This window comes from Kribbella sp. NPDC051936, from assembly GCF_040680955.1.
GTDB lineage: Bacteria > Actinomycetota > Actinomycetes > Propionibacteriales > Kribbellaceae > Kribbella.
The window spans coordinates 769,183-794,146 of the sequence record NZ_JBFAXS010000002.1 but is presented as its reverse complement, the minus strand read 5'-3'; the positions used below and the strand labels follow the sequence as shown (position 1 = coordinate 794,146).

26 protein-coding genes are annotated in these 24,964 nt (G+C 68.4%); 19 read left to right on the top strand and 7 right to left on the bottom strand.

The window, feature by feature from the left end:
• Positions 1 to 160 precede the first annotated feature (160 nt).
• Positions 161 to 844 (top strand): hypothetical protein, encoded by a 684-nt coding sequence (locus tag AB0L64_RS09325; RefSeq protein WP_363709451.1) that lies wholly within the window; start codon positions 161 to 163, stop codon positions 842 to 844.
• Between the two features lie 62 nt (positions 845 to 906).
• Here AB0L64_RS09325 and AB0L64_RS09320 read toward each other — a convergent pair whose 3' ends face one another.
• On the bottom strand, positions 907 to 1,563 hold the full coding sequence (locus tag AB0L64_RS09320) for a response regulator transcription factor (protein ID WP_359922900.1): 657 nt from the start codon (positions 1,561 to 1,563) through the stop codon (positions 907 to 909).
• Positions 1,560 to 2,624: a sensor histidine kinase gene (locus tag AB0L64_RS09315; RefSeq protein ID WP_363709448.1), complete on the bottom strand. Its 1,065-nt coding sequence runs from the start codon at positions 2,622 to 2,624 to the stop codon at positions 1,560 to 1,562. Before AB0L64_RS09315 ends, AB0L64_RS09320 begins: the two co-directional genes overlap by 4 nt.
• A 124-nt stretch (positions 2,625 to 2,748) precedes the next feature.
• Here AB0L64_RS09315 and AB0L64_RS09310 point away from each other — a divergent pair, with 124 nt between their 5' ends.
• The 3 genes from AB0L64_RS09310 (at position 2,749) to AB0L64_RS09300 (ending at position 4,807) form a co-directional block, all read left to right on the top strand.
• Positions 2,749 to 3,090, top strand: coding sequence for a TraR/DksA C4-type zinc finger protein (locus tag AB0L64_RS09310; protein WP_359922905.1), 342 nt, complete (start codon positions 2,749 to 2,751; stop codon positions 3,088 to 3,090).
• 398 nt (positions 3,091 to 3,488) lie between these two features.
• The gene (locus AB0L64_RS09305; protein ID WP_363709446.1) at positions 3,489 to 4,238 is read left to right on the top strand and encodes a rod shape-determining protein; all 750 of its coding nucleotides are present in this window, start codon (positions 3,489 to 3,491) and stop codon (positions 4,236 to 4,238) included.
• A 101-nt stretch (positions 4,239 to 4,339) separates the two neighbouring features.
• Entirely contained in the window at positions 4,340 to 4,807 is a 468-nt protein-coding gene (locus AB0L64_RS09300; protein WP_363709444.1) for a hemerythrin domain-containing protein, read from the top strand.
• Positions 4,808 to 4,842: 35 nt separating this feature from the next.
• Here AB0L64_RS09300 and AB0L64_RS09295 read toward each other — a convergent pair whose 3' ends face one another.
• Positions 4,843 to 5,643 (bottom strand): DUF2249 domain-containing protein, encoded by an 801-nt coding sequence (locus AB0L64_RS09295; RefSeq protein WP_363709442.1) that lies wholly within the window; start codon positions 5,641 to 5,643, stop codon positions 4,843 to 4,845.
• Positions 5,644 to 5,696: 53 nt separating this feature from the next.
• Here AB0L64_RS09295 and AB0L64_RS09290 point away from each other — a divergent pair, with 53 nt between their 5' ends.
• The 3 genes from AB0L64_RS09290 to AB0L64_RS09280 are packed head-to-tail and all read left to right on the top strand — an operon-like array spanning position 5,697 to position 9,563.
• Positions 5,697 to 6,398 (top strand): helix-turn-helix domain-containing protein, encoded by a 702-nt coding sequence (locus tag AB0L64_RS09290; RefSeq protein WP_363709440.1) that lies wholly within the window; start codon positions 5,697 to 5,699, stop codon positions 6,396 to 6,398.
• Positions 6,395 to 8,965, top strand: a complete 2,571-nt coding sequence (locus AB0L64_RS09285) for a multicopper oxidase domain-containing protein (RefSeq protein ID WP_363709438.1) — start codon at positions 6,395 to 6,397, stop codon at positions 8,963 to 8,965. The genes AB0L64_RS09290 and AB0L64_RS09285 overlap by 4 nt, the downstream gene beginning before the upstream one ends.
• A 10-nt stretch (positions 8,966 to 8,975) precedes the next feature.
• The gene (locus tag AB0L64_RS09280; RefSeq protein ID WP_363709435.1) at positions 8,976 to 9,563 is read left to right on the top strand and encodes a GrpB family protein; all 588 of its coding nucleotides are present in this window, start codon (positions 8,976 to 8,978) and stop codon (positions 9,561 to 9,563) included.
• Positions 9,564 to 9,569: 6 nt separating this feature from the next.
• Here the strand turns inward: AB0L64_RS09280 and AB0L64_RS09275 are convergent, their stop codons facing one another.
• On the bottom strand, positions 9,570 to 9,785 hold the full coding sequence (locus AB0L64_RS09275) for a hypothetical protein (RefSeq protein ID WP_363709433.1): 216 nt from the start codon (positions 9,783 to 9,785) through the stop codon (positions 9,570 to 9,572).
• Positions 9,786 to 9,996: 211 nt separating this feature from the next.
• Between AB0L64_RS09275 and AB0L64_RS09270 the strand changes: the two genes are divergently transcribed.
• Both AB0L64_RS09270 and AB0L64_RS09265 read left to right on the top strand, forming a co-directional pair.
• A complete protein-coding gene (locus tag AB0L64_RS09270; RefSeq protein ID WP_363709432.1) occupies positions 9,997 to 10,785 on the top strand; it encodes a nuclease-related domain-containing protein in 789 nt (262 codons plus the stop codon).
• A gap of 304 nt (positions 10,786 to 11,089) precedes the next feature.
• A complete protein-coding gene (locus tag AB0L64_RS09265; protein ID WP_363709430.1) occupies positions 11,090 to 11,377 on the top strand; it encodes a hypothetical protein in 288 nt (95 codons plus the stop codon).
• A gap of 8 nt (positions 11,378 to 11,385) precedes the next feature.
• Here the strand turns inward: AB0L64_RS09265 and AB0L64_RS09260 are convergent, their stop codons facing one another.
• From AB0L64_RS09260 to AB0L64_RS09250, 3 genes are read right to left on the bottom strand one after another with little or no spacing between them, the layout of a single operon-like run.
• Positions 11,386 to 11,838, bottom strand: coding sequence for a DUF1801 domain-containing protein (locus tag AB0L64_RS09260; RefSeq protein ID WP_363709428.1), 453 nt, complete (start codon positions 11,836 to 11,838; stop codon positions 11,386 to 11,388).
• 32 nt (positions 11,839 to 11,870) lie between these two features.
• On the bottom strand, positions 11,871 to 12,482 hold the full coding sequence (locus AB0L64_RS09255; protein ID WP_363709426.1) for a glyoxalase: 612 nt from the start codon (positions 12,480 to 12,482) through the stop codon (positions 11,871 to 11,873).
• Positions 12,483 to 12,540: 58 nt separating this feature from the next.
• Positions 12,541 to 12,897: a VOC family protein gene (locus AB0L64_RS09250; protein WP_359922940.1), complete on the bottom strand. Its 357-nt coding sequence runs from the start codon at positions 12,895 to 12,897 to the stop codon at positions 12,541 to 12,543.
• A gap of 226 nt (positions 12,898 to 13,123) precedes the next feature.
• Here AB0L64_RS09250 and AB0L64_RS09245 point away from each other — a divergent pair, with 226 nt between their 5' ends.
• The 10 genes from AB0L64_RS09245 (at position 13,124) to AB0L64_RS09200 (ending at position 24,963) form a co-directional block, all read left to right on the top strand.
• On the top strand, positions 13,124 to 15,922 hold the full coding sequence (locus AB0L64_RS09245) for a LuxR C-terminal-related transcriptional regulator (RefSeq protein ID WP_363709423.1): 2,799 nt from the start codon (positions 13,124 to 13,126) through the stop codon (positions 15,920 to 15,922).
• Positions 15,923 to 15,976: 54 nt separating this feature from the next.
• On the top strand, positions 15,977 to 16,576 hold the full coding sequence (locus AB0L64_RS09240; RefSeq protein ID WP_363709421.1) for an acyltransferase: 600 nt from the start codon (positions 15,977 to 15,979) through the stop codon (positions 16,574 to 16,576).
• An 81-nt stretch (positions 16,577 to 16,657) separates the two neighbouring features.
• Positions 16,658 to 17,476 carry an LLM class flavin-dependent oxidoreductase gene (locus AB0L64_RS09235; protein ID WP_363709419.1) on the top strand — a complete coding sequence of 273 codons (819 nt, stop codon included), beginning with the start codon at positions 16,658 to 16,660 and terminating at the stop codon, positions 17,474 to 17,476.
• A 96-nt stretch (positions 17,477 to 17,572) separates the two neighbouring features.
• Positions 17,573 to 18,100 carry a YesL family protein gene (locus tag AB0L64_RS09230; RefSeq protein ID WP_363709417.1) on the top strand — a complete coding sequence of 176 codons (528 nt, stop codon included), beginning with the start codon at positions 17,573 to 17,575 and terminating at the stop codon, positions 18,098 to 18,100.
• Positions 18,085 to 18,993, top strand: a complete 909-nt coding sequence (locus AB0L64_RS09225; protein WP_363709416.1) for an ABC transporter permease subunit — start codon at positions 18,085 to 18,087, stop codon at positions 18,991 to 18,993. Before AB0L64_RS09230 ends, AB0L64_RS09225 begins: the two co-directional genes overlap by 16 nt.
• Positions 18,990 to 19,901, top strand: coding sequence for a carbohydrate ABC transporter permease (locus AB0L64_RS09220; RefSeq protein ID WP_363709414.1), 912 nt, complete (start codon positions 18,990 to 18,992; stop codon positions 19,899 to 19,901). The genes AB0L64_RS09225 and AB0L64_RS09220 overlap by 4 nt, the downstream gene beginning before the upstream one ends.
• A gap of 17 nt (positions 19,902 to 19,918) precedes the next feature.
• Positions 19,919 to 21,394 carry an extracellular solute-binding protein gene (locus AB0L64_RS09215; RefSeq protein ID WP_363709412.1) on the top strand — a complete coding sequence of 492 codons (1,476 nt, stop codon included), beginning with the start codon at positions 19,919 to 19,921 and terminating at the stop codon, positions 21,392 to 21,394.
• A complete protein-coding gene (locus AB0L64_RS09210; protein ID WP_363709410.1) occupies positions 21,391 to 22,263 on the top strand; it encodes a MurR/RpiR family transcriptional regulator in 873 nt (290 codons plus the stop codon). Before AB0L64_RS09215 ends, AB0L64_RS09210 begins: the two co-directional genes overlap by 4 nt.
• A 10-nt stretch (positions 22,264 to 22,273) precedes the next feature.
• On the top strand, positions 22,274 to 23,260 hold the full coding sequence (locus AB0L64_RS09205) for an acetylxylan esterase (RefSeq protein ID WP_363709408.1): 987 nt from the start codon (positions 22,274 to 22,276) through the stop codon (positions 23,258 to 23,260).
• An 8-nt stretch (positions 23,261 to 23,268) separates the two neighbouring features.
• Positions 23,269 to 24,963: a right-handed parallel beta-helix repeat-containing protein gene (locus tag AB0L64_RS09200; RefSeq protein ID WP_363709406.1), complete on the top strand. Its 1,695-nt coding sequence runs from the start codon at positions 23,269 to 23,271 to the stop codon at positions 24,961 to 24,963.
• Position 24,964: the final 1 nt, after the last annotated feature.

Genomic DNA, 24,964 nt, shown 5'->3' with positions numbered 1-24,964 from the left:
GCACGATCAGCTCGAGTGCGGTCAGGAGGTCTCCTGTGAACTTGTCATCCGCTGTCCTGCAGCAGGCCGTGGTCGAGGCCGGAAGGGTGAGTCCGCGATGAGGATCTACCGTGCCGGTTGGCTGGTCGTGTGCGGCAGCATCGGCGTACTCGGTCTGATCGTGGCGTTCACCTGGTCGCTGGCCGTGATCATGACGATCTTCGTGTGCGCGGTCCTCAGCGGCTGGGCCGTCGCGTTGGTTGCCCTGAACCCTGAAGACGGCACACGGCTTCCCCGGAACCTCCGGCGAATCGTTGCCCGCAGCGCCATCCTCACGGGTGCCGGTGTCGTCGCATTCGTCGGTCTGGGTACTTTGCTCGGAGCTCCGGCCGCGGTGCTCCTGGTGGCGACAACGGCGGGCCTATCGCCGTACGTCGCCACGCGCTGTGTTCACTGGCTCCGCGAGCATGGTCATCTTTCCGAACCCGCAGCGCGTCCTCCGCTGCCGGATTCCGCTCAGCATCCTCGCGAGCCCTCCCCGCTGCGGATCACACCGGTCGATGCCGAGTGGCGGTTGGAGCCCGAGGAGCTGGCGTCCCTCAGCAACGAGGCGCTCTGCCTGGCCTGGCGAGCCAGCTACTCGGCACTCCGACGTACCGAGTCACCAGCGCAACGACTGAGGGTCGTCGAGGAGCGACGGGCCTATCTGGACGAGATCGAGCGCCGCAACGCTCTGGGGATGGCCGCCTGGTTGGCATCGGGCCCCAGGGCCGCGGGGGATCCCAGCAGGTTCGTTCTCGGGGACAGCGCCACCAGCAGCGCCCGCATCGACTGGAACGATCTCCTCCACGATACAGACCAGTGAATCTGCTCCTGTTCAACGGAGCGGTCGCAAGAGCCCGGGTCAGCGCGCATCGCGGCCTGGAGTCACGGTTCGAGGAGGCCGGCTCGGATGGCGTAGCGGGTGAGGTCGAGGCGGTCGCGGAGGCCGAGTTTCTGGAGCATGTTCGAGCGGTGGCGCTCGACGGTCTTGATGCTGATCGTCAGGATCTCGGCGATCTCCTTCGACGAGTTGCCCTCGGCCACCAGTTTGAGAACCTCCTCCTCGCGGGCGGTGAGGATCTGGGCGGGCAGATCGATGCCTTGCCGGACGCGGTCCAGGTAGCTGCGGACGAGTCTGGTGACAGCGCCCGCGTACAGGAAGGGTTCGCCGCGCATCGCGGCGCGGCATGCCTCGATGAGATCACGGTCCAGGACGGATTTGAGCACGTAGCCCGACGCTCCGGCCTTGAGAGCCTGGAAGAAGTATTGCTCGTTGTCGTACATCGTCAGCATCAGCACGCGCACGTCCGGCCGGACCGCCGCGAGTTCCCTGGCTGCTTGCAGCCCGGTCATGCGAGGCATCGCGATGTCGAGGATCGCCAGATCGATCGGCTGACTGCGGGCCACCGCGACCGCCTCGTGTCCGTCGGAGACCTCCGCCACGACCTTCAGATCGGGCTCGGCGTCCAGGATCAGGCGTACACCGCGGCGTACCAGCGCGTGGTCGTCGGCCAGCAGGATCCGTGTCGGTTCCGGTGTCACGCTGCGCCTCCGGGCCTGGGCACCGTCAGCGTGACCTCAGTACCTCCTGAGTGTCCGTCGGTGATCACGAGGTTCGCGCCGATGAGCAGCGCCCGCTCACGCATCCCGCGCATTCCGGCGCCCTCGTGCGCGAAGCCGATGCCACGGCCGTCGTCCTTGATCCGCAGTACGACGTGACCGTCGCGCGTGTCCAAGGTCAGAGCGACCGCGGACGCGGCGGCGTGCCGGGCGACGTTGGTGAGACCTTCCTGCGTGACGCGATAGAGCACGAGCTCCGTCTGGTCGTCCATGGCCGGCAGGTTGTTGCCGAAGTGGTGCGTGATCCGCAGGCCGGTGTGGTCGGAGATCTCTGTCGCCAAAGCCGTCAGCGCACTGACCAGGCCGAGATCGTCCAAAACGCCGGGCCGCAGCCGGCGCGCAAGGCGACGTACCTCGTCGAGGCTTTCACGGGTGGTTTCCTGTGCCTGGGTCAGCTCGTCCCGCAGGGCTTGGTCATCTGCAAGATCAGCAGCCCGCTTCAGGTCGAGGAGCACGGCGGTCATGCTCTGCCCGACTTCGTCGTGCAGTTCGCGGGCCACTCTTCGGCGCTCGGACTCCTGGGCGGACAACGCCCGCGCGGCACTCGTCGCCCGTTCGGCCTCCAGACGATCGAGCATGGCGTTGAAGGCGCGAAGGAGGTCGGCGACCCCGCCATGGCCGCGGACCGCCAATCGGTCCTCCGGACGTAGCAGGTCGACCGTCGACATCTGACGGCTCAGACGCACGAGCGGCGCGAGGCCGATGCGCAGCAGGGCCGCATTCGCGACGAGCATCACGACCAGTCCGCCGATCAGGACGACGGCTTCGGTGAAGAGCACCGGGACCGACACGGTCACGGGAGCCCACAGCAGCAACGCCGTAGCCGCGCCGAGAACCACAGCGTTGAGGGCGAAGATCCGCCAGAACAACGACATCGCCGGCATCCCTTCCTCGAGTGCGACACCGTCCATTGTCTCGGGTGTCGCCGATCGGTGCGCCGAGTACGTCTCGTCGAAGGTGCGATGTACCGCCGTCCTGCCCACCTGTCCAGCATTGGCGGCGTGTCCGGACGTGTCCATCGGGACTGACCCCCATGTGCGCGCGGCCCGCGAAAGATGGGTGCTGGTCCCGATTGGCCGGCGACGTTCCACGGGCGACTCTGGGGCCATGACGACACACCGGATCACCACCCGGGCGGAGGATGCCGACGAGCGTCGGATGCACGAGCCTCTGCGCCGGTTGCAGCGCGAGCGCAACACCCGGCTGGCACAGCTCACGGCCATGGAGGCCGACCGGCCGAACGCCAACGAGGAACTGATGACGGCGCAGACGAAGGCGATCCGCCTGGTCCTCGGCGAGATCGACGCCGCGGTGGAGCGTGCCAAGAACGGCTCGTACGGAGACTGTCAGGACTGCAAGGTCCGGATCCCGGTCGAACGACTCGAGATCCTGCCGTACGTGCGGTACTGCGTGCGCTGCCAGCAGCTCGCCCTCGATGCGGGCAGCTGAGAGGAACCGAGCGCAATGGCGGGACGAGTCGCACCAGTTGTCAACGCCGGAATTGCCGGACGTGACCTTGCGGTGCTGCGGTCGAGCCTGCTGGAACAGCGTGCGTTTCGCCGCGAGCAGTTGCGGCGGATCCGCCAGGCGCCGCCTCCCGGAAGTCCGGCGCGACTCCGCTCCGCATTGGTCGAGGTGCAGGACTGTCTTGCCGCGGGAGCGAGGATCGTTCTGGCTGATGTCGAGGCGGCACTCGCCCGGATGGAGACCGGGCACTACGGACGGTGCTGCCATTGCCGCGAAGCCGTCGGCCTCGCGCGTTTGCGCATCTGCCCGCAGACGTTGTACTGCGCAGAATGCCACCGCCTGCGGGAACAGGGATGATGCGAGCCGAGCGGACGACGAGCATGATGCGACGCCGAGGCACCGGGTCGGGCGGACCACCGCTCCACGGCGTCGCGGTGGACCTCGGCAGCGCCCGCGTGAAGCTGTGGGCCCCGGACCGGCGCGGCCCGGTCGAGGTTCGGACGGCCGGGGGCGACCGGACTGTTCTCGTACGTCGGGGCGCGATCGTCGACGTGGCGGCGATCGCGTCCTTGCTCGACGGGTTGGTCCCGGTCCGCGCCCACCGGGACTCCGTCGTCATGGTGACGACACCGGTCGGTAGCGGCGACGTCCATCGCCGCGATCTGCTCGAGATCCTCGGTCCGCGGCGCTTGCTGACCATCGACGGTGTGAAGGCGGCCGCGCTCGGCGCACGAGCCGATCTCACCAGGGCTCTGCTGGTCGTCGACATGGGAGCACAGCTGACGGAGGTGGCTCTCATCGAGGCGGGCCAGGTCAGCCGTGGACACCGTACGGCGTTGGGGCTCGACGATCTGGGATCCGGCGTGTCACCAGGGGATCTGGTCCGGGCGATCGCGACCGCGACGATCCCGATGCTCGACGACGACTGCGGACCACAGGTGGTCGACGCCCTCGACCGCGGGATCCTGCTCACCGGCGGCGGCGCCCTTCGTCCCGAGCTCATCTACAAACTCGCACAACAGCTCGGCGCGAAGGTCAGACCTGCACCGGCGCCGATCACCGCCGCCGTCCGCGGCGCCGTCCTCGCGCTGCAAGCGACCTGCCGTCACCCCGGCTCGATGAACCGGTGAGACGTTCCCGATCCAGGCGAACGCGAACAGGACCTCAGGCGGGTCGGAACGGGACCTAAGGTCCTGGGGACGGGGTGGTGGACTGACCTAGCCTCGACGGCATGTGCGAACACTGTGGCTGCCGTGAGATCGAACCGATCGCCCGATTGATGGACGAGCACCTGGAGATGCTGGAGCTGTCGGGGCAGATCAAGCGCTCACTGCTGGCCGGCGACCGGGCGACCGCGGCGGGGGCGCTCGCCCTGCTCGGTGCGCGGCTCGTCCCGCATGCGCGGCGCGAGGAGCGTGGTGTGTTCGCGGCGCTCGAGGAGCAGGGCGACTTCGCCGACGAGGTACGACGGCTCGAGGCCGACCACCGCGCCTTCGACGAGATCTTCGACCAACTCGACGCCGCCGCGCCGGACTTCGAGCAGCGCGTCAAAGCTCTGCTCGCCGACCTCTCGCTGCACATCGACCGCGAGAACCTCGGGATCTTCCCGGTCAGCGTCGTCACGCTCGGCGCGGAGGGCTGGGAGACAGTCGAGCGTGCACACGCCGAGGCGGACGAAACACCGACGCCGGCGCACTGAAACCGGGTCGTGCGGCCTCGGCCCGGCTCCGGTGTCTACCGCGGCTGGTCAGTGGGCTTGAATGCGAGACGCCACACGTCGGGGCCTTGGGCGACGTACTCCACCGAGAATCTCCCGGGAACGCGCTGTTCGAGTTGGGCGAGCAGCGGCAGCGGGTCGTGTGACGCGGTCAGGACGAGGCAACTTCCGGGGCGAAGGGCGTCGAGGGCGCCGAAGATCGCCCCGTGCCGAACGGCGTGCGGAATAGCGCTGCTGTCGAGCTCCAGAACTGGACCGTCGGCGTCACCGCAGGCGCAGGCGTGGTTGTTCTCGTCCGCCGGTGCTTTGGGGCCCGGGTGCGAATGAGCTTCCTCGCCGATCAGTTCGTGCATCCCCGCGAGCAGTTGCGCGACCGACACGTCCGGCGCCGCCATCAGGATCGGGAGGACCTGCTCGTTCTCCTTGGCCAGGTGTGCACCGAACAACACGCTGAGCGCGCGGGCGAGTTCGGCGGCTCTGGGGGCGTCTGTGGTGGTGGCCAAGGTATCGACCAGGCCGACGATCACCTCGTGCTCGGCCACCATCGCTTCGACGAGAAGACGCAGGTCTTCGCGTCGGGCTGCCTCGGCGTACAGGGTTCGTTCCTCGGCCAGAGCATGCGGCACCAGTTCGGTGCGGCACCACTCGACCAGGCCGAGGCGAGCCGTGTCGGCAGCCTGCCACCGGCGGGCGGCCGCGGCTGCGGACAGCGCCTCCACCTGTCGCGCGAGCGCGCCGGCCAGCTCGGAGTGATGCCGCTCGACGGCTTCGCCGGCGTGCACCTCTGCCTCGCTCGACGCGATGGTCACGTCGTTCATGTTCGACCTCCTCAAGCCCCACTGACTACCGAATTTATACTATAGTTAGCTCCGTGGAAAATAGGCAGTCTGCTGATTCCGAGTGGGGCCCGCGCAGCGCCGTGCGGCCGCCCCGGCGGCTGTCGCCGGCGCGGGCCGCCGTGCTCGACCTGCTGAAGGGTCAGACCGAACCGCTCAGCCAGGCGGCGCTGGTCGAGGCGAGCGGACTGCACGCAAACACCGTTCGGGAGCACCTCGACGGCCTGCGCAGGCGAGGCCTCGTCCGTCGGCTGCGCGCGGAATCGTCGGGCCGCGGGCGACCGGCGTGGCTGTACGAGGCGACCGACAACGAGTCCACGGCTTCGGAGTACGGCGGATTGGCCGCCGCACTCGCGGCAGCCATCGCCCGTACCAGCGAGCGGCCCGCAGAGATCGCGGCGGCAGCAGGTGAGGAGTGGGGCCATGAGTTGGCCAGGGATCGTGGTGCCGCGCCGACTGTGCCGACAACAGCGCGCCGGCAGGTGATCGGCCTGCTGGACGAGCTCGGCTTCGAGCCCGAAGGCGGCGGCTCCCCGGACCAGGTGCGGCTCACCGAATGCCCGCTGCTCGAGGCCGCCCACCGTTATCCCGAGGTGGTGTGCGCGGTGCACCTGGGCATCGTGCGCGGTGCCCTCGAGGAGTACGGCGGCGATCCCACCGGCGCCCGGCTGGTGCCGTTCGCCGAGCCCGGTGCGTGCAGGCTCGTGGTACCGCCCATCGAGGGGCCGGGCGCATGAACCGGCGCTCCGGCCGCGGGTTCTGGCCGTTGCGCGACCTTCCCGTGGTCTTCTGGCTGTTCGCCACGGTGGTCGTCGCGTTGCTGCATCCGATGGTGCCGGCGCCGCGGTGGCTGCTCATCCATCTGGTGCTGCTCGGCGCGGTCAGTCATTCGATCCTCGTGTGGAGTCGCCATTTCGCCGACGCGTTGCTGCGCGCGCCGACCGGACCGGTCGAGCGCCGAGAGCGGAGCCTGAGGCTGTTGCTCTTGAATGTCGGTGTTCTCTGCGTCGTCACAGGGGTCGTGGCTGACCACTGGTTCGTCACGGTGGCCGGGGCCGCCGCCGTGATCGTGGCCGTCGGATGGCACGGAACGCGCCTGGTGATGCAGTTGCGTACGGCGCTGCCGGGGCGGTTCGCGGTGACGGTTCGGTACTACGTCGCGGCCGCGGCGTTGCTGCCTGTCGGCGTCACGATCGGTGTCGTGCTGGCGAGGGTGCAGGCCGATCCGTGGCACGTGCGATTGCTGGTCGCGCATGCATCGATCAACCTGTTGGGCTGGATCGGGCTGACTGCCCTCGGCACGCTGGTGACGTTGTGGCCGACGATCTTGCGGACGAGGATCGCGTCAGGCGCCGAGAGCTCCGCGCGTCGCGCACTCCCGGTGCTGTTGGTCGCTGTGCTGTCGGCGGCTGCTGGTGCATTGATCGATGTGCGGCTGCTGACGATCGCCGGTTATCTGCTGTACCTCGCGGGCGTGGGCCTGCTGGCGAGAGCATTCGTGACGGCGGCTCGCTCGCGCCCACCGCGAGACTTCTCGGCGTACTCCCTGGTCGCGGCGCTCGTCTGGTTCGTCGGTTGTCTGGCGGCCCTCGTTGTCGCGTTGAGTACGGCGAGCACCTGGAGCCAGGTCGACGCGCGCTTCACCTGGTTCACACCGTTGCTCGCGGCCGGGTTCGGCGCACAGCTGCTGATCGGGGCCCTCGCGTACTTGATTCCGGTGGCCCTGGGTGGTGGTCCGAGCGCGGTTCGGGCGGCGAGCGTGATGCTCGATCGCGCGGGCGGACTGCGGGCGGTCGCGGCGAACGGCGCTCTTGTCGTCTGCGCGTTCCCGGTTCCGGCCGCTGTCCGGGTGATGTGTGCCGGTGTCGTGCTGGCGGCCTTCGCGTCGTTTCTTCCGCTGCTCGTGCTCGCCATCCGGGCCTCCCACAGGGTCAAGCGTGGTGGCGCGGGACCGAGACCGGTGCCGGATCGTCCGAACCGCCTGCGACGGGCAAGCGTCGTGGGATTGGCCGTCGTGATGACCGCCGTGGCTGCCGGAGTGATCGTCGGCGAGGTCGACGCCGGCGCGATCCGTGGGGAGTCGGCGGCGGCCGGCGTGACCGCGACCGGACGGACCACGGTCGCCAAAGTCACGGCGTCCGACATGCGATTTCATCCGGCTACCATCAGTGTTCCGTCAGGCGACCGTCTCGTCATCGAACTCACCAACGCCGACACCGAGGACGTCCACGACCTTGTCCTCGACAACGGCCAGGACAGCGGGCGACTTCGGCCGGGAGCCTCCGCGCGAATGGACGTCGGCACAGTCGGTCGTGACGTCGCCGGTTGGTGCTCGGTGATCGGTCACCGGCAGATGGGTATGACGCTGTCGATCGTCGCCGTCGGCGGCGAATCTGCGGCGGCGTCCGGTGATGCTACTGCCCATCACCACTCCGCCGTCGATCTCGCCAGGTCGCCCGCTGCCGGGTTCACTGCCCACGACCCACACCTTCCTGTACTCGAGCCGGGCCGCGTCCACCGCCGTACCTTGCACATCCGCGAGGTCGAACGTGAGGTCGCGCCGGGCGTGACGCAGAAGCTCTGGACGTACGACGGTTCGGTGCCAGGACCGACCCTGCACGGCCGGATCGGAGACCAGTTCGAGATCACCCTGGTCAACGAGTCCGAGATGGGTCACTCGATCGACTTCCACGCCGGATCGCGCGCTCCTGACCAGGTGATGCGGACCATTCCACCCGGGGGTCGCCTGGTCTACCGATTCACCGCCACCCGCGCGGGTATCTGGATGTACCACTGCTCCACGATGCCGATGTCCGCCCACATCGCCAACGGGCTGTTCGGCGCGGTCGTCATCGACCCGCCAGATCTCGCGCCGGTCGACCAGAGCTACGTGCTGCTGCAATCCGAGCTTTATCTCGGCGCCGACGGCGGTGAGGTCGACACGGACAAACTCCTGGCCGAACATCCCGACCTCGTGGTCTTCAACGGATATGCCAACCAGTACGACCAGCAGCCGCTTCGGGCGCGGGTAGGTGAACGTGTCCGGGTGTGGGTGCTCGACGCCGGTCCCAATCGCACCTCCGCGTTCCACGTGGTCGGCAGCCAATTCGACACCACGTACCTCGAGGGTGCCTGGACCCTGCGCGATACCGCGACGGGAGGCAGTCAGTCGCTTGCGCTGGCCCCCAGCCAGGGCGGTTTCGTCGAACTGACCTTCACCGAACCGGGACGCTATCCCTTCGTCTCTCACCAGATGATCGACGCCGAACGCGGCGCCCACGGCACCTTCGCCGTCACCCGGTGAGCGATGGAAGATGATCGGAGCGTTTGCTTCGGAGGGAGTCATCGTAGAGATGAGGGGGCGCGTGATCCGGATCGAGCCGTACGATCCTGCTTGGCGTCGGCGCTTCGGCGAGCTTGGGGTGCGGCTGCGAGATGCCTTGGGGGAGGTCGCCCTGCGCATCGACCACATCGGGTCGACTGCGGTGCCTGAACTGGCGGCGAAGCCGGTGATCGACATCCAGATCTCGGTGGCGGCACTCGAGCCGGTCGAGCTGTTCCGCCGACCGCTGGAACGGCTGGGATTCGTGTATCGCCCGGGAAACGCCGAGCGGACGAAACGGTACTTCCGGGAATCACCGGGCGAGCGGCGTACGCACATCCATGTCCGCAAAGCAGGCAGCTTCTCCGAGCAGTTCCCGTTGTTGCTGCGGGACTACCTGCGCGAGCATCCTGAGGAGCTCACCCAGTACGAGCAACTGAAACGCGAGCTGGCCGAAAAGTATGGAGGCGACCGTGCCGGCTACACCGACGCGAAGGTGCCCTGGTTCTGGCAGACGATTCGGCGCGCGGACGCCTGGGCGCAGCGAACTGGTTGGGAGGTCGGCCCGAGCGACGCCTGAGCGTACCTACTGAGCTGCGCCTCGGCGGGACGAGCTGACTGCGACGATGCCGAACGTCAGTGCGGCCAGGCCCAGCACGCCGATCACCGCGGCGACGATCAGGAACCCTCGCAGCATCGCGCTGAACGCCTCGCCGTCGCCACCGCCCCCGAGAAGAAACAGGCCGAACGGGAGCACCAGGACGAGCAGCGCCACGCCCAGCAGGACCACCCCAGCGACCACCCCCGCGACACCGCCCCGCCGCCGCGCATCGGATGCGCCTGATTGTTGCCTCGGGCCAACGTTCCACGCACTCATGGCGCCCGACAATAGCCGAACCATTGGAGCGGGCGGCAGGCTGCGGCTCGCTCGCCAGGGGGCCACGTTGCCAGTCTGAGGAGGACGTAACGGGTAGGGCCGTCTGGGCGATGTGGTGGTCGGGGGGAGTTGGACTATGGAACCAGATGTGGGCCAAGAGGTTCTGACGTTGCGTGGGCGAGGTCCTGGTCACGCTGTGATTGGCGTGCTGTTCTCGCAGCCGGGTCTGCTGCGGTCTCGTGGGCGGCTCGGGCGGTTGATGGGTGTTGCGCCGCTGACCGAGCAGGGGATGGCTTGGTACCGGGGTGCGTTGGCGGAGATCGCGGTTGGGCGGATGTTGTCGAAGCTTGGGCCGCGGTGGGTGGTCATGCATGCGGTACCGGTTGGGCGCCGTGGTTCTGACATCGACCATCTGGTCGTCGGGTCGTCCGGCGTGTTCACCGTGAACACGAAGAACCACTCCGGCCAGCGGGTCTGGGTCATGGATCGCCATGTCGTGGTTGCCGGGCACCGCTGTGATCACGTCCGGAAGAGCGAGTTCGAGGCGAGCCGGGTGGCCAAGCTGCTCGGCGAGATTCTCGGGTGGCCGGTGCCGGTCCGAGGGGTTGTCGCGGTGCTGGATCCGGAACGGTTGGTCGTCAAGCAACGGCCTCCGGGCGTTGAGGTGCTGGAGGCGCGGAAGCTGGTGCGCTGGCTGAAGAAGCGGAAGGAGTTCCTCGACCCCGGGCAGGTGGCGCAGATCGGGTCGATCATCGGACTCCGAACGACCTGGCAACAGGGGCCGGAAACCCTTCTGGACCTGGATCGGCGCGCGGAGTTCGAGCAACTCCAGCGCACCGTGACTCACGCCAGACGACGACGGATGGCTTGGGCGATCGGCGGGCTGGGCGTGCTTGTCGTCGGGGCACTGCTGACGTTGGTGTGAACGGAGGATCCGTTGTTGTGGCTGGGGTCTTCTGTGCTGAGCGAAAGGAGTTCTGCGATGAGTTGTTCCAGGCAACAAGCTTCCGTTTCCGTCGCTCAGCGTGCGTTCGAAGGGCGCGCCGGATTCACAGGAGTTGGTACCTACGTTCACCCCAGTCGGGCGGGTTGTCGGAGTCGCGGCCGGTACGGCGCTGCTGACGACCGCCTGTGCATCGTCGTCTGACAACGAACCGCACACCTACACCAGCGGTGACCAGCGCCGCTATGCAGCCAGTCCTGATCCGTTTCCGGGACGAGCTGTCGGTGTGCCTGACACCGTCGTTCACATTCCTGCGGAAGAGACCGTTCTGACGATCCGGTCGGGGGCCGGAGACAGCCGGGCGCCGGTCGCTCTCCCCGCAGCTCCGGAGCTCGTGCTGTACGCGCGGTGCAGCGGAGGTCGAGTCGGGCTCAAGGGAGAGTTCGGCGCGGACGTACAGATTCCTTGCGGGCTTGCGCAGATCCGCCGGCAGGTCGTGGGCGGTGACCTGATCAGCGTGGTCGGTGATCCGTCGGCGCGCTGGACCTTCGTGGTGACGCGCCGGCGCGGATGACCAAGGGCTCAGCGGACGGCCTGTTTCGTCAGGGTGCTGATGTGGGCTTCTACCGCGGGCGTTAGCTGGGTCAGGGCGAATGTGGTCGGCCACATGGTGTCCTGGTCGAGGTTGGCCTGGTCGCTGAAGCCGAGGGTCGCGTAGCGCGCCTTGAACTTCTCGGCGCTCTGGAAGTAGCAGACGATCTTGCCGTCGAGCGCGTACGCGGGCATTCCGTACCAGAGCTTCGGCGCGAGCGCAGGAGCGCTGGACGTGATGACGGCGTGGACCCGTTCGGCGAGGAGGCGATCCGAGTCCTGCATCTCGGCGATCTTCGCGAGCACGTCCCGGACCGCTTCGGCGGCCTTGTCCGCGCGGGAGCTGCGGCGTGCCGCGTTCTTCTGCTCCCGGGCGTGGTCCTTCATCGCGGCCCGCTCTTCGGCCGTGAATCCCTCGTACTTACCGGTGGTGACGCTGCTCATGGCGGAGTTCTCCTTCGTGGATGCTGTGCGGTTCAGGCGGTCGCGGTTTCCCAGACGAACTGGTCGGGGTCGGTGAGGGGGCCGGCCTCACCGTTGAGCACGATGCGGTGCGATCCGGTGCCTTCCTGGGCGACGCCGGTGTCCTTGGCGAGGGCGCGCCGCGGGTAGAGGGCGAGCGTGACGGCCGACGACGGGGTGTCGAACTCGACGTACTTCCCGCCGAAGCTCTTCGCCACCGCCAGGCCCTTGCCGACGTAGAACCGCTTGCTGGCCTTGACGTCGGCCACGCCGAGCAGGAGTGCGACCTGGTCGATGGTGCGGGAGGCCGGGGCGGTGTCCTTCTTCTGCGAGGTCGCGACCTTGATGACGGTGCCGTCCGGGGCCTGGATGACGCCGCCGTACCCCCAGAAGCTCTTCGTGGCCGGCTTCAGGACCGTCGCGCCGGCGCCGACGGCGGCGTCGATGATCGCGTCGACGTTGCCCGGCTGGGACGTCACGGGCGACAGAGCGAAACCGCGGAAGCCGGTGGTCGGCGCGTCCGTGCCCCGGACGCTCACGTAGCTGTCCAGGCCGGCGGCCCGGTAGAAGGCCGCGGCGGCGGTCGGGTCGGACACTTCCAGGATGACGGAGTCGAAGGTGGTCATGGCAGATCCTTTGTGATCGAGAAACGGGATGAGGTGTCGTGCTCGCGAGCGGTGGCGCTCAGCGGTCCTGCAGGAGCCCGAGGACGTTGCCGTCAGGGTCGATGACGGTGGCCACCAGCCGGCCGGCGCCGACCTCGTGCGCGGCCTCCTTCACGGTGGCCCCGGCCGCGGTCAGATCGGCCAGCTTCGCCTCGATGTCAGGCACGTGCCAGTAGGCCACCGGCGAGACCATGCCCTGCGGTCCGCCGCCCGGAACCAGGCCGATGTGCTGGCCCTCGGCCTCGAAGCCGACGTAGTACTGCGAGTCGGTCTGCGGCGGCATGCCGAGCAGGGCCGCGTAGACGGCCTTGGCCTTGGCCAGGTCGGTCACGGGGTGCAGCACGGTCTTGATGCCGTGGGTGGAAGCGCTGGTCACGGTCACTCCTCTGGTCGTGGGTCCCATCGACCCGCTGTCGTGGTCACAGTCTTTCCGCCGGCCCCGCCGCACCACATCCGTGCTGAGCACGGATCCCCACCACGGATCCCCACCACGGATCCCCACCACGGATCAGTGCCACGGATCAGGGCCACGGATCAGGGCCACGGATCAGGGCCACGGATCAGGGCACGGACCGGTGGCACCGATGAGGCAAGATGGGGCGGTGACAGCAACGGTGGACATCTCGCTTCGGGAAGCCGAGGTACTGGAACTGGTCGGCGCCCGGCTCAGCAACGCCGAGATCGCGGCCAGGCTGTACATCTCGGTGCGCACCGTGGAGAGCCACGTTTCCTCACTGCTGCGCAAGCTGGAGGTGCCCGACCGCCGTGCGCTCGCCCAGCGGGCCCCCGAGCCGGCCGGTGACGACGCTCCAGTCCAGCCGGTACCGGTGCTGCCGGCCCCGTTGACGCCCTTCGTCGGCCGGGTCACCGAGCAGGCCGAGCTGGCCGAGCTGCTCGAGACCCACCGGGAGGTGACCGCGGTCGGGCCGGGAGGTGTGGGCAAGACGCGGCTCGCCCTGTCGGTGGCCGCCGAAACATCCGGCCGGTACGGCGACGGAGTGTGGTTCGTCGACCTCGTTCCGGTCACGGATCCGTGCATGATCGCGACGGCGGTCGCCGGTGCCCTCGGCCTCGGGGAGCAGCCCGGCCGGGACATGACGGAGTCGGTGACTGCCGCGCTGGCCGATCGGCAGTCCTTGCTGGTGCTGGACAACTGCGAGCAAGCCCTCGACGGAGTGGCGCTGTTCGTCGAGCGGCTGCTGGCGTCCTGCCCTCGCGTGACGGTGCTGGCGACGAGCCGGGCCCGGTTGATGGTGCCGTTCGAGCGGGTGTACCAGGTCCCGCCGCTGTCGCTGCCCGTCGACGGTCAGTCGGACGCGGTCGCGCTGTTCCTGGCCCGGGCCGCAGCGGCCGGCTCGCCGCTGGATCCGACGGCGCGTGACCAGATCGTCTCCATCTGTGAGCGATTGGACGGTATGGCGCTCGCCATCGAGCTGGCCGCTGCGCGGTACCACTCGCTCGGGCTCGATGGCGTCACCGCTGCCTTGTCCCACCCGCTCCGGATGCTCACCGGCGGCTTCCGTGCCGACCAGCGGCACCGTTCGGTGCGAGCCGCACTGGACTGGAGCCACGCCCTGCTGGACCCGACCGACAAAGCATTGCTGCGCCGGGCGTCGGTGTTCATGTCGCCGTTCACGGCCGCGGCGGCGGCGAAGGTGACCGGGACCGAGGAGTTCCTGGTCGCCGAAGGTCTCGCCCGGCTGGCCGAGCAGAGCCTGCTGGTGGTCACGACGTCCCCAGGCGGTACGGCGTACCGCGCGCTGGAGACGATCCGCGAGTACGCGACCGAGCAACTGGTCGAGGCCGGCGAACTGGTCGACACGCGATCCCGGCACCTTCACTGGTGCCTGGCACAGGCCACCGGGCTGGAGGTTGTCCGTCCTGAGTGGCGGGCCGGGTTCGACGCGATTGCCGACGATCTTCGCGCCGCGCTGGCGTGGGCCGCGCAGCAACCGGAGCAGCGCACCGACGCCTACCGGGTCGCCGGCACGCTCGCCGAGCTGACCTTCACCCGCAACCTGATCGGCGAATCCCAGCAGCGCTACGAGCAGGCAGCGGCACTGGCCGAGGACCCGGAGTCGGCTGCATCGGCACTGCGCCAGGCCGCGGCGGTGGCTGGGTGCCGAATGCGCGGCGACGACGTGTATCGCCTGTACGGCGAGGCCGCGGAAGCCGCCTCCAGGGCGGGTGACAGCGCGGGCGCCGCCCGGGATCTCGCGGCGATCGCCACGACCGCGTACCGGTTCTCGACCAAGTTCGTACGGAAGCTGTCCGTGGAGGAGACAGACGCGCTCGTCGCCCGTGCACGGGACCTGGCCGGCGACGATCCTGCGGCGCGGGCCACGGTAGCGGTGGCCGAGGCCGGCCAGCTGCTCAACAGCGCGATCAGCACTGCCCAAGGGCACCCCGGTGCGTCCGTCACGGACACGGTCGCCCGCGCCGAGCGAGCGGTGGACCTGACGCATCGGACCGGCGATCCGCTCGACGAGTCCGTCGCGCTGGATGTCCTGACCGGTGCCCTGAGCTGGGCAGGTGACCCGTTCGCCGCGGCCGCCACGACCCAGCGCCGGATCACGTTGTTGTCGTCCATGCCGAAGACTCCGGCCGCCACCCACGAGCTGCTCGAGGCGCTCGCCGAAGCGGCTGAAGCCAGTCTGGGCACCGGCGACCTGCCGGCGGCTCGCCGGTGGGCAGGACAACTCGCCGACCATCCACTGCTCGCCGAGGTCGGCCACCGCGCCACCAGCTGGCTTCTGGTCGCGGACGCGTTCGCGGGCAACGTCGAGCAACTGCTCAACGGGAGCGTTCGATTCCTCGACGCGTGGCGACGGGCCGGTCGCCCCGCTCGGTCGTCGCTCGGCCCGGCCGTCGCCGCTGTGGCGATGACGCATGGCCTCCGTGGCGACGACGACGCGCGGCAGGAATGGAACCAGGTGGTGGATGAGCTCGGCCCGCTGCCCGAGCATGCGCACGGCTACGGGGCGGTCTTCGACACCATGCTCCTGCTGCACCACGGGCAACTGCCGGAGGCGCTGGAGCGGATGTCTCCCGCGCCGCAGGAAGTATGGAAGTGGGTCACCTGGATCTGGCACCACTGGTACGTCGCGCTGCGTGCCGAGGTCGCCGTCCTGGCCGGGACGCCCGAGGCCCGCGACCGTCTGGCTGAGGCTCGGATTATCGTGACCGGCAATCCGGTCGCCGGAGCCATGGTCGCGCGAGCCGCAGCCCTTCTCGACGGCGAGCAGGAGGCTCTGCTCGCCGCCGCAGACGCGTTCGACGTTGCCGGCTGCCACTATCAGGCCGCGCGCACTCTGGTGCTGGCAGGCGGCGAGCACGCCGAGCGCGGGGCCGCAGTACTCGCTTCACTCGGCCTCGCACCGATGACCTCGACCGGCGTGTAGTCGCGGGGCCCGACCGGCACTGTCCTAAAGCTGTTGCCGCGTAGCCTGGCGGGTGTGGAGGAGCTTCGTGGGCAGCTGACGGCTTGGGTGCAGAAGTGGCGTTGGTACCAGCGGAGTTCGTTGCCGTGGAACCGGGGGCGCATCCACTGGGAGCTGATGCGGCGTGGGGCGTTCGCGCGGTGGCCGGTGCACGGGAACGTGCTGGAAGCCTTGCGGGACGGGCGGCTCGAGGTCGGGGCCAACACGCTGTTCGAGCCCAATGTGTGGATCACGATGGGCGACGAGGGGCGGGTGCGGATCGGGGAGGGGACGTTCCTCAACATCGCGGTGATGGTCGCGGCCCTCGACCTGGTGGAGATCGGGTCGCACTGCATGCTGGCGAACGGGTGCTTCGTGACGGATGCCAATCATCGGTACGACGATCCGGACCGGCCGGTGCCGTGGCAGGGGTTCGACTCCAAGGGGCCGACGCGGATCGGCGACAACGTCTGGCTGGGCGCGAACGTGGTCGTCACGAGCGGCGTGACAATCGGCGAGAGATGCGTGATCGGCGCCAACAGCGTCGTCACGCAGGACATCCCGCCGTACTCCGTCGCGGCCGGCGCCCCGGCGAAGGTCCTGCGAGCCGTCACGTACCCGAACGCCCGAGCCTGACAGCTGTCGGATTCCGGGTAGCTGGTTCGTGGAGAGGGCAAAGGGACCGAAAGACGGCCCCCAGAGTCAAGGAGAACCACGATGCCCGACCGGGCCACGCGCGCCACCAGACCATTCCGCTTCGGGGTCGTTGCCCCGGTCGGTCCTGACCTGCGGGCCTGGCGGGACCGCATCCGGCGGATCGCCGACCATGGTTACTCAACGCTGCTGATGCCCGACGTGCCCACGTGGCAGCCGACGCTTGGTCCTACGCTGGCGACCGCGGCCGCGCTCACTGACCTGCGGATCGGCTCGTGGGTGTACGCCGCCGCGCTGCGCGAGTCATGGAGCACGGCGTGGGAAGCCCACTCACTCTCGGTGCTCACCGAAGGCCGCTTCGAGATGGGTATCGGAGCCGGCCGGCCCGGGATCGAAGTCGAGTTGGGGCAGCCCGCCGTCTCCCCGGCCGAGCGTCGTGCCAGGATGCGGGAGACCGTGGAGACCCTGCGGAGGTTCGACGGCCCCGATCTGCACACGCCGGTGGTCATGGCGGTGAGCGGGCCGAAGTCGCAGGCGCTGGCGCTCGAGGTCGCCGACGCGGTCACGTTCGTCCTCGCAACGGACGACGATCGGGCCGAGACCACGAAACGCGTCCGCGACTTCGCCGGCCGCGGGGACATGGAACTGGCCCAGCACGTCGCCGCCGTCGGTGACCGTGCCGCTCCGTTCATGGCGGCGCCCAACCTCGACACCGGGGCGCTCCGCGCGGCCGACTCGCTCGTCATCCTGCCGAGTGACCCCGCCGCAGCGGCGGAGGAAATCCAGCGGCGGCGCGAGGAGATCGGCTTCTCGTACTTCGTGATCGGCGCCGACTTCGCCGACCTGCTCGCGCCGGTCGCGGCCGAGCTGGCCGGGCGGTAGGCGGGCGTGACTGAAAAACATTTGCACGAAAGCTAGGCAAGACCGACCTCTCTCGCTAATCTTTTCCGCGATCTACCGGATGAGAGGAGCGTGCGTGTGAGGTCGAGATCGCCTGGGGGAGTGCTCGCGTCCCGGGCCTATACCGCCGCCGACCGGTTCGCCCGCGTCGTCGCACTCAACGTGCTGTGGCTGCTTGCGTGCGTGCCGGTGGTCACCGCCGGCCCGGCCACCGCGGCGGTCTTCGGGGTCGTCCGGGAGTGGAACCGGGGCCTGGAGCCGCCGCTGGCACGGTCGTTCCTGCGGTACTTCCGGGAGAACTTCCGGCACGCGTTCGTGCTGCAGTTCCTGTTCCTGGTGCTGTTCCTGCCGACGGGCACGGTCGTCGCCGCCGCGCTGGTGGCGGTGATCGCGGCGTACGCGTTCACACTCATGGTCGGCTACGAGATGTCGCTGCCGCAGATCCTCAAGGCGTCCGTCCAGCTCGCAGTCGGCAAACCGGCCGCCACCGTGAAAACCCTTGGTCTGCTGGGATTCGCGGCAGCGTTGACGGTCGTGTTCCCGGCGGCGCCGTTGCTGGTGACGGCCCTGCTGGTGTCGTCGGTTCAGCGGTGGTGCGCCCCGTGATGCGGGCCCGGCGGTACTGGGTTCTGTATGTGATGCTGGTGCCGGCGCTGGTGTATCTCGCGGTCTACAAGTACGCGCCGATGTACGGGATCGTGGTCGCGTTCAAGGACTACTCGCTGGGTGAGGGCATCGTCGCCAGCCCCTGGGTGCACCCGTGGTACGGCCACTTCAGTGAGCTCTTCGGTTCGCCGTACTTCGGTCAGCTGCTGCGCAACACGTTCCTGCTCTCGATCTACAAGATCGTCTGGGGTACGGCGCTGCCGCTGGTGCTGGCGTTGTTGCTGAACGAGTGCCGGCTGACCTGGATGCGGCGCTGGGTGCAGACGCTCAGCTACATGCCGCACTTCCTGTCCTGGGTGATCATCTTCGGCATCACCGGCGCGTTCCTGTCCGAGAGCACCGGCCTGGTGAATCGTTGGCTCGAGCAACTGACGGGTCACACGGTCGGGTTCCTGACCTCGACGGACTGGTTCCGGTCGGTGCTGGTCGGGACCGAGGTGTGGAAGGACATGGGCTGGGGCGCGATCATCTACCTGGCCGCCATGGTCGGCATCGATCCGTCCCGGTACGAGGTCGCCCGGGTGGACGGTGCGAACCGGCTGCGGCAGATCTGGCACATCACGCTGCCGGGGATCCGCAACGTCATCATCCTGCTGCTGGTGCTGCGCCTCGGCCATGTGCTGGAGGCGGGGTTCGAGCAGGTCTACATCTTCTACAACCTGCAGGTGTATCCGGTCGCCGACATCCTCGACACCTGGGTGTTCCGCACCGGCCTGGAGAACCTCAACTTCTCGCTGGCGGCGGCCGCCGGCCTGTTCAAGTCGGTCATCGGGCTGGTGCTGATCCTGGCCGCCAACCGGATCGCCAAACGCTGGGACGGTCAACTGTGGTGACACTCGTCAGGACCAGGATCAAGCCCCGCGCCGGCACCCGCAGCACGACTCGCATCAGCAGTCGCGAGGACCGCATCGCCAACGGCATCGTGTACCTCGCGCTGATCGTCGTGGCGGTCGTCTGCGTCTTCCCGCTGCTGTTCGTGGTCGCCGCCTCGATCACGCCGTACGGCGAGGTGCTCCGCAACGGCGGCTACATCGTGATCCCGCGATCGGTCACGTTCGACGCCTACCGTGAGCTGCTGTCCGATCCGGCGATCCCGCGGGCGTTGTCGGTCACGGTCTTCATCACGGTCGTCGGCACCGCGCTGAACATGCTGCTGACCACGTTGATGGCCTACCCGCTGTCCCGCAAGGACCTGCCGGGACGCAGCGCGGTGCTCCTGATCGCGTTGTTCACGACGGTGTTCGGCGCCGGGATGATCCCGACGTACCTGATCGTCAAGGCGACCGGTCTGCTCGACACCGTCTGGGCGATGATCGTGCCGGGTGCCGTGTCGGTGTTCAACGTGCTGATCATGAAGACGTTCTTCGAAGGTATCCCCGAGGAGCTGATCGACGCGGCCCGGATCGACGGGGCGGGCGAGCTGCGGATCCTGGTGCAGGTCCTCCTGCCGCTCTCGGTGCCGGTGATGCTCACGCTCGGCCTGTTCTACGGCGTCTCGCACTGGAACGAGTTCTTCCAGGCGATCCTCTATGTCCGCGACCAGGATCTGCTGCCGCTGCAGGTGGTGGTGCGCAACCTGCTGGCGCGCTCGCAGGCGACCGAGAACGCCGACGCCGTCCTGCCGTTGGTGACCGTGCAGATGGCCGCGGTCGTTGTCGCGGCGATCCCGATGATCGCCGTCTATCCGTTCGTGCAGAAGCACTTCCAGAAGGGCGTTCTGCTCGGCTCCGTGAAGGGCTGAATCAACTAGGAGTAGAGATGTACAGAAGTGTTGTTGCGGTTGCTCTCGGCAGCGCGTTGCTGCTCACGGCCTGCTCGTCGGGAGAGGGCGCCGACGGAGCGGGGGACACCGAACTCGCGATCAGCGAGGTCAGCTTCGGTGCGGTGCCGCCGAAGGACGACGTCATCGGGCAGGCGCTGAAGAAGGAGCTCGGCCTGGACGTCAAGCTGAACGCTGTCGGTTCGAGCGACGACTACTACGCCCAGCTGTCGGCGTCGCTGGCCGGCGGGGATGCGCCGGACCTGTTCCAGGTGGACCGCTCGAGGCTGCAGCAGTTCGTCAAGCAGGGCCTGGTGCTCGACCTGACGAAGTACCTGGACACGGATCTGAAGCAGTACACGTCGTTCGTCGGCAAGGATCAGATGAAGGCGGCGATCCTGGACGGCAAGACGTACGGCGTGGTGAAGCGCCCGCAGTACGCGTACAGCACGTACTGGATCCGCAAGGACTGGCTGGACAAGCTGGGGCTCGCCGTACCGAAGACGACCGACGACCTGTTCGCGGTCGCGACCGCCTTCACCAGCAAGGACCCGGACGGCAACGGGAAGCCCGACACCTACGGGATCACCGGCGGCAAGGACGCCGATCCATGGGCGCCGCTGTGGGGCGGGTTCGGCACCGGCGGCCCCGGCGCGGAGTACGTCGAGGACGGCAAGATCGTCAACGGCTACCAGGATCCGGACACCAAGACCGCTCTGGAGTACGTCGCCGGGCTGGTCCGCGCGAAGGTGGTGGACCCCGACTTTCTCAGTAGCACGCTTGCACAGGCTCAGGAGCGTGCCATGCAGGGCAAGGCCGGGATCCTCTGCCAGAGCTGGCCGCAGATGACCAAGCCCGAGTTCACCGCGTCGGCGAAGAAGGCGCAGCCGGGCGCACAGTGGATCCAGCTGCCGCCGCTGGCCGGTCCGGCCGGTCCGGGGGCGATGCCGTACGACGAGAACTTCGCGTCGATCTACGCGATCCCGGCCAAGGTGGGCAAGGACGAGGCGAAGCTGAAGAACATCATGAAGTTCGTCGAGTACATCTCCGGCGAGGCCGGCAACCGGCTGGTGTCCTACGGTATCGAGGGCACGCACTACACGGTTGCCGACGGCAAGGTGAAGGCGACGCCGAAGCTGGCGACCGACGGCGGCTGGTTCTGGCTCTACCAGCTCACCGGGCGGGACGAGGGCGAGTACCTCGGGATCAAGTTCGCGGCGCAGAAGAAGTACATCGACTTCGCCGCCAAGCAGCCACTGATGGACACGTACCAGAGCCTGGTGGTCAACCCGGACGGCTACAACCAGGTCGACGCCGACCGGTACTCCAACGAGCAGCTGGTCCAGTTCATCAGCGGGAAGAAGCCGCTCTCGCAGTACGACGCCTTCGTCAGCGACCTGACGAACAAGTTCGGCTACGGCAAGTACGTCGAGGGGGCACAGCAGCAGCTCACCGATCTCGGACTGGCCAAGTGAGAGCCTGCCCCCCGAGCCCTGTCGAGTTGGTCAAGCGGGCGCTGCCGGAGCTGAGCGGTTCGCTCCGGCGCGTCGCCGACCAGATCCTGGCGAACCCGGACGAGGTCTCGCGCGGTTCGATCACGAAGCTGGCCGAGGCCGCACACACCTCGGCGTCGGCGGTCACCCGGCTGTCGACGCATCTCGGGTACGCCGGGTACCCGGCGCTGCGTGCGGCCCTGGCGATGGAGATCGGTCGCGGGGTCGAGGCCGGCTGGGCGAGTGACATCGGGTCGGCGATCGGCCCGGCAGACCCGCCCGAGCAGGTGCTGAACGTGCTCGCGTCGACGCAGGCGAACGCGTTGCGGAACGCGTTGGCCGCGATCGACCTGGAGGCGGCGACCCGGGTCGCGGACGCGATCGCGGCCGCTCGGCGTACGCACATCTACGGCGAGTGGGGCGACGCGATCCCGGCGCGCGAGCTGTACATCCGGCTGCTGCGGATCGGGATCCCGGTGTGGTTCTTCGACGGTCCGCAGTCCTCGGAGATCGGCGCCGGGCTGCTCGACGAGGGCGACGTCGCGCTGATCGTGACGCGCTCGGGACACGACAACACCATGCTGGAGTTCGTCAAGCGGTCGAAGGCCCGCAGCGCGTTGACCGTGGCGATCACGGGGGTCCCCACCGCACCGCTCGGGCGGGCTGCCGAGATCACGCTCGACACCGGTACGCCGGCCGGCGGGACCTGGACCGAGTTCTTCGCCGGCCGCGCGAGCGACACGCTGACCGCGGGGCTGCTGTTCGTGCTGGTCGCCCAGCGCGTTCCCGATCACCTCACCGCCAACGCGCCGAACGGGCCCGGGCAACCCGTCGTCCGTCCCGACAGCTGAAGGACCTCCTATGGCCATGTTCGACCTGTCCCTCGACAAGCTCCGCGAGTACCGGCCCGAGGTGGCCGCGCCCGCCGACCTGGTCGACTTCTGGCGCCGCTCGATCGAGAAGGCGCGTACCGACGACCTGTCCGCCACGTTCACCCTGATCGACAACAAGCTCGCGGTGATCGACACCTACGACGTCACCTACGCCGGTTTCGACGGCTCCCCGGTCAAGGGCTGGCTGCATGTCCCGGCCGGCGCGACCGGTCCGTTGCCGACCGTCGTGCAGTACCACGGGTACTCCGGGGGCCGGGGTCTACCTCACGCGACGAACCTGTGGGCCCAGGCCGGTTACGCCCACTTCGTCACGGACACCCGCGGCCAGGGCTGGACGGCCGGCGGCAGCGGTACGCCGGACGACAGCCCGTACGCCGGTCTGAACCACACCCCCGGGTTCCTGACGGCGGGCATCACGGATCACGAGACGTACTACTACCGCCGGGTCTTCATCGACGCGGTGCGGGCGCTCGACGCGGCCCGCACCTCGCCGCTGGTGGACCCCGGCAAGCTCATCGTCGCCGGAGTCAGTCAGGGCGGCGGCATCGCGATCGCGGCGGCGGGCCTGGCGCCGATCGCCGGGATCGAGCTGCTCGGCTGCGCCCCCGACGTACCGTTCCTGTGCCACTTCCAGCGGGCGCTGCAGATCACGGACCACGGCCGCTACAACGAGATCACCCAGTATCTGAAGGGTTTCCGGCACCATGCCGACGCGGCGCTCCGCACGCTCGGCTACTTCGACGGCGTCAACCTCGGCCGGCTGGCGACGGCGCCGGCGCTGTTCTCGGTCGCGCTGATGGACGCCACCTGTCCGCCCTCGACGGTGTTCGCCGCCTTCAACCATTACGGCAGCGCGGACAAGCAGATCGAGGTCTATCCCTACAACGAGCACGAGGGAGGTCAGACGTACCAGCAGGACGCCCAACTGGACTGGTTCGCGAACATCACGAAGTGAGGAGCAGGATGAGAGCAAGAGCATTCGGGGTCGCGGCGGCGGTGAGTGTGTTTCTGGCGGGCGCACTCACGAGTCCCGCCCAGGCCGCTGCCGGAACGTACTACGTGTCGGCCACCGGCAGTGACAGCAACAGCGGCCTGTCGCCCAGCGAGGCCTGGAAGACGATCGCGAAGGTCAACAGCTTCACCTATCCACAAGGCAGCCTGATCTCCTTCGAAGGCGGTTCGACCTTCACCGGCTGCCTGGTCTTCAATCCCACGAACGTCCCGGCCTCGGCGGCGTCGGTCCCGTTCCGGGTCGCGTCCTACGGCACCGGGAAGGCCACGATCTCCTCGAACTGCACAGGCGACTACTCCGCGGCCGTCACCGCGGACGCCGTGAACGGTTTCCAGCTGAACAACGTCAAACTGGTCAACGGCGGCACGACCGCGGCCGGTGTGCTGCTGGAGAACCAGAGCTCGTCCACGGCGACGAGCGGCCTGCAGATCAACTACACGGACATCTCCGGCTTCGCCACACCGAGCGGCAGCACCAGCACGTTCGGCGGGCAGATCATGGTGCTCGGCTACGCGGTCAACGGGAACTCAGGCCCGTTGAACGACGTGCAGATCGTCAACAACAAGCTGTACGGCGCGAGCGTCACGTCGAACGCCGGACCGGGTGTGTACGGCTGGGGCTCCGGCCTGAACATCAGCAACGTCCGGGTCGAGGGCAACACTGTCTACAACCTCGGCATGGCGCCCAGCTCGACCGGCGCCGCGATCACCGCGAACGGGTGGAACGGCGCACTCATCCAGCGCAACATCGTGCACGACATCGGCGCGAACGTGACGTCGTGCGGCGGCACCAGCGGGATCATGTCGTACACGTCCAACAACGTGACGATCCGCAACAACGAGGTCTACAAGGTCCAGCCCGTACCGGCGTACACGGCCGGCTGTGACTGGGACGGCATCGATCTCGACGGTGGTACGACGAATTCGCTCGTCGAGTACAACTACACCCACGACAACGCCGGCAGCGGGCTGCTCGCGTACACGTCGACCGCGGCGTCGCGCGTCTGGGGACCGAACACGTACCGGTACAACATCTCGGAGAACGACGACTGGGCGTTGGCGCAGGGCGGTCTGATGGACGTCGTGCCGGCGGCGCCGAAGAACGCGCTGTCCATCTACGGCAACACGTTCTTCAGCAACAAGGACCAGAGCGCGAACAAGAAGCAGGGCGCCAGCGCCTGCTTCAACTTCGGCTACAGCACGGGCGTCTGGGCCGCCGGTTCGCAGATCAAGGACAACATCTGCTACCTGGCCAACCGGAACAACTTCGGCAAGACCGGTCAGTTCTACTACAACCCCTACAACCAGACCGGTATGACGCTGGCGAACAACCTGTACTACGGGACGAACACCGGCGGCTGGCGCTGGAGCGGCACGACGTACGCCGACTTCGCGGCCTGGAACGCGGCCGGCCTCGAATCGGGCGCCGTCTGGGGCGACCCGCTCTTCACGTCGCCCGGCGCCGGCGGCACCTGCACCTGGTCACCGCCGTCCGGAACCGGACCGCAGCCCTGCCCCCAGGCGTACACCCTCAAAACCGGCTCCCCGGCCATCGGCGCAGGAACCCCGGTCTCCGGCAACGGCGGTGTCGACTACTACGGCACCACCATCCCCAACCCACCCAACATCGGCGCCGACGCCGGATAAC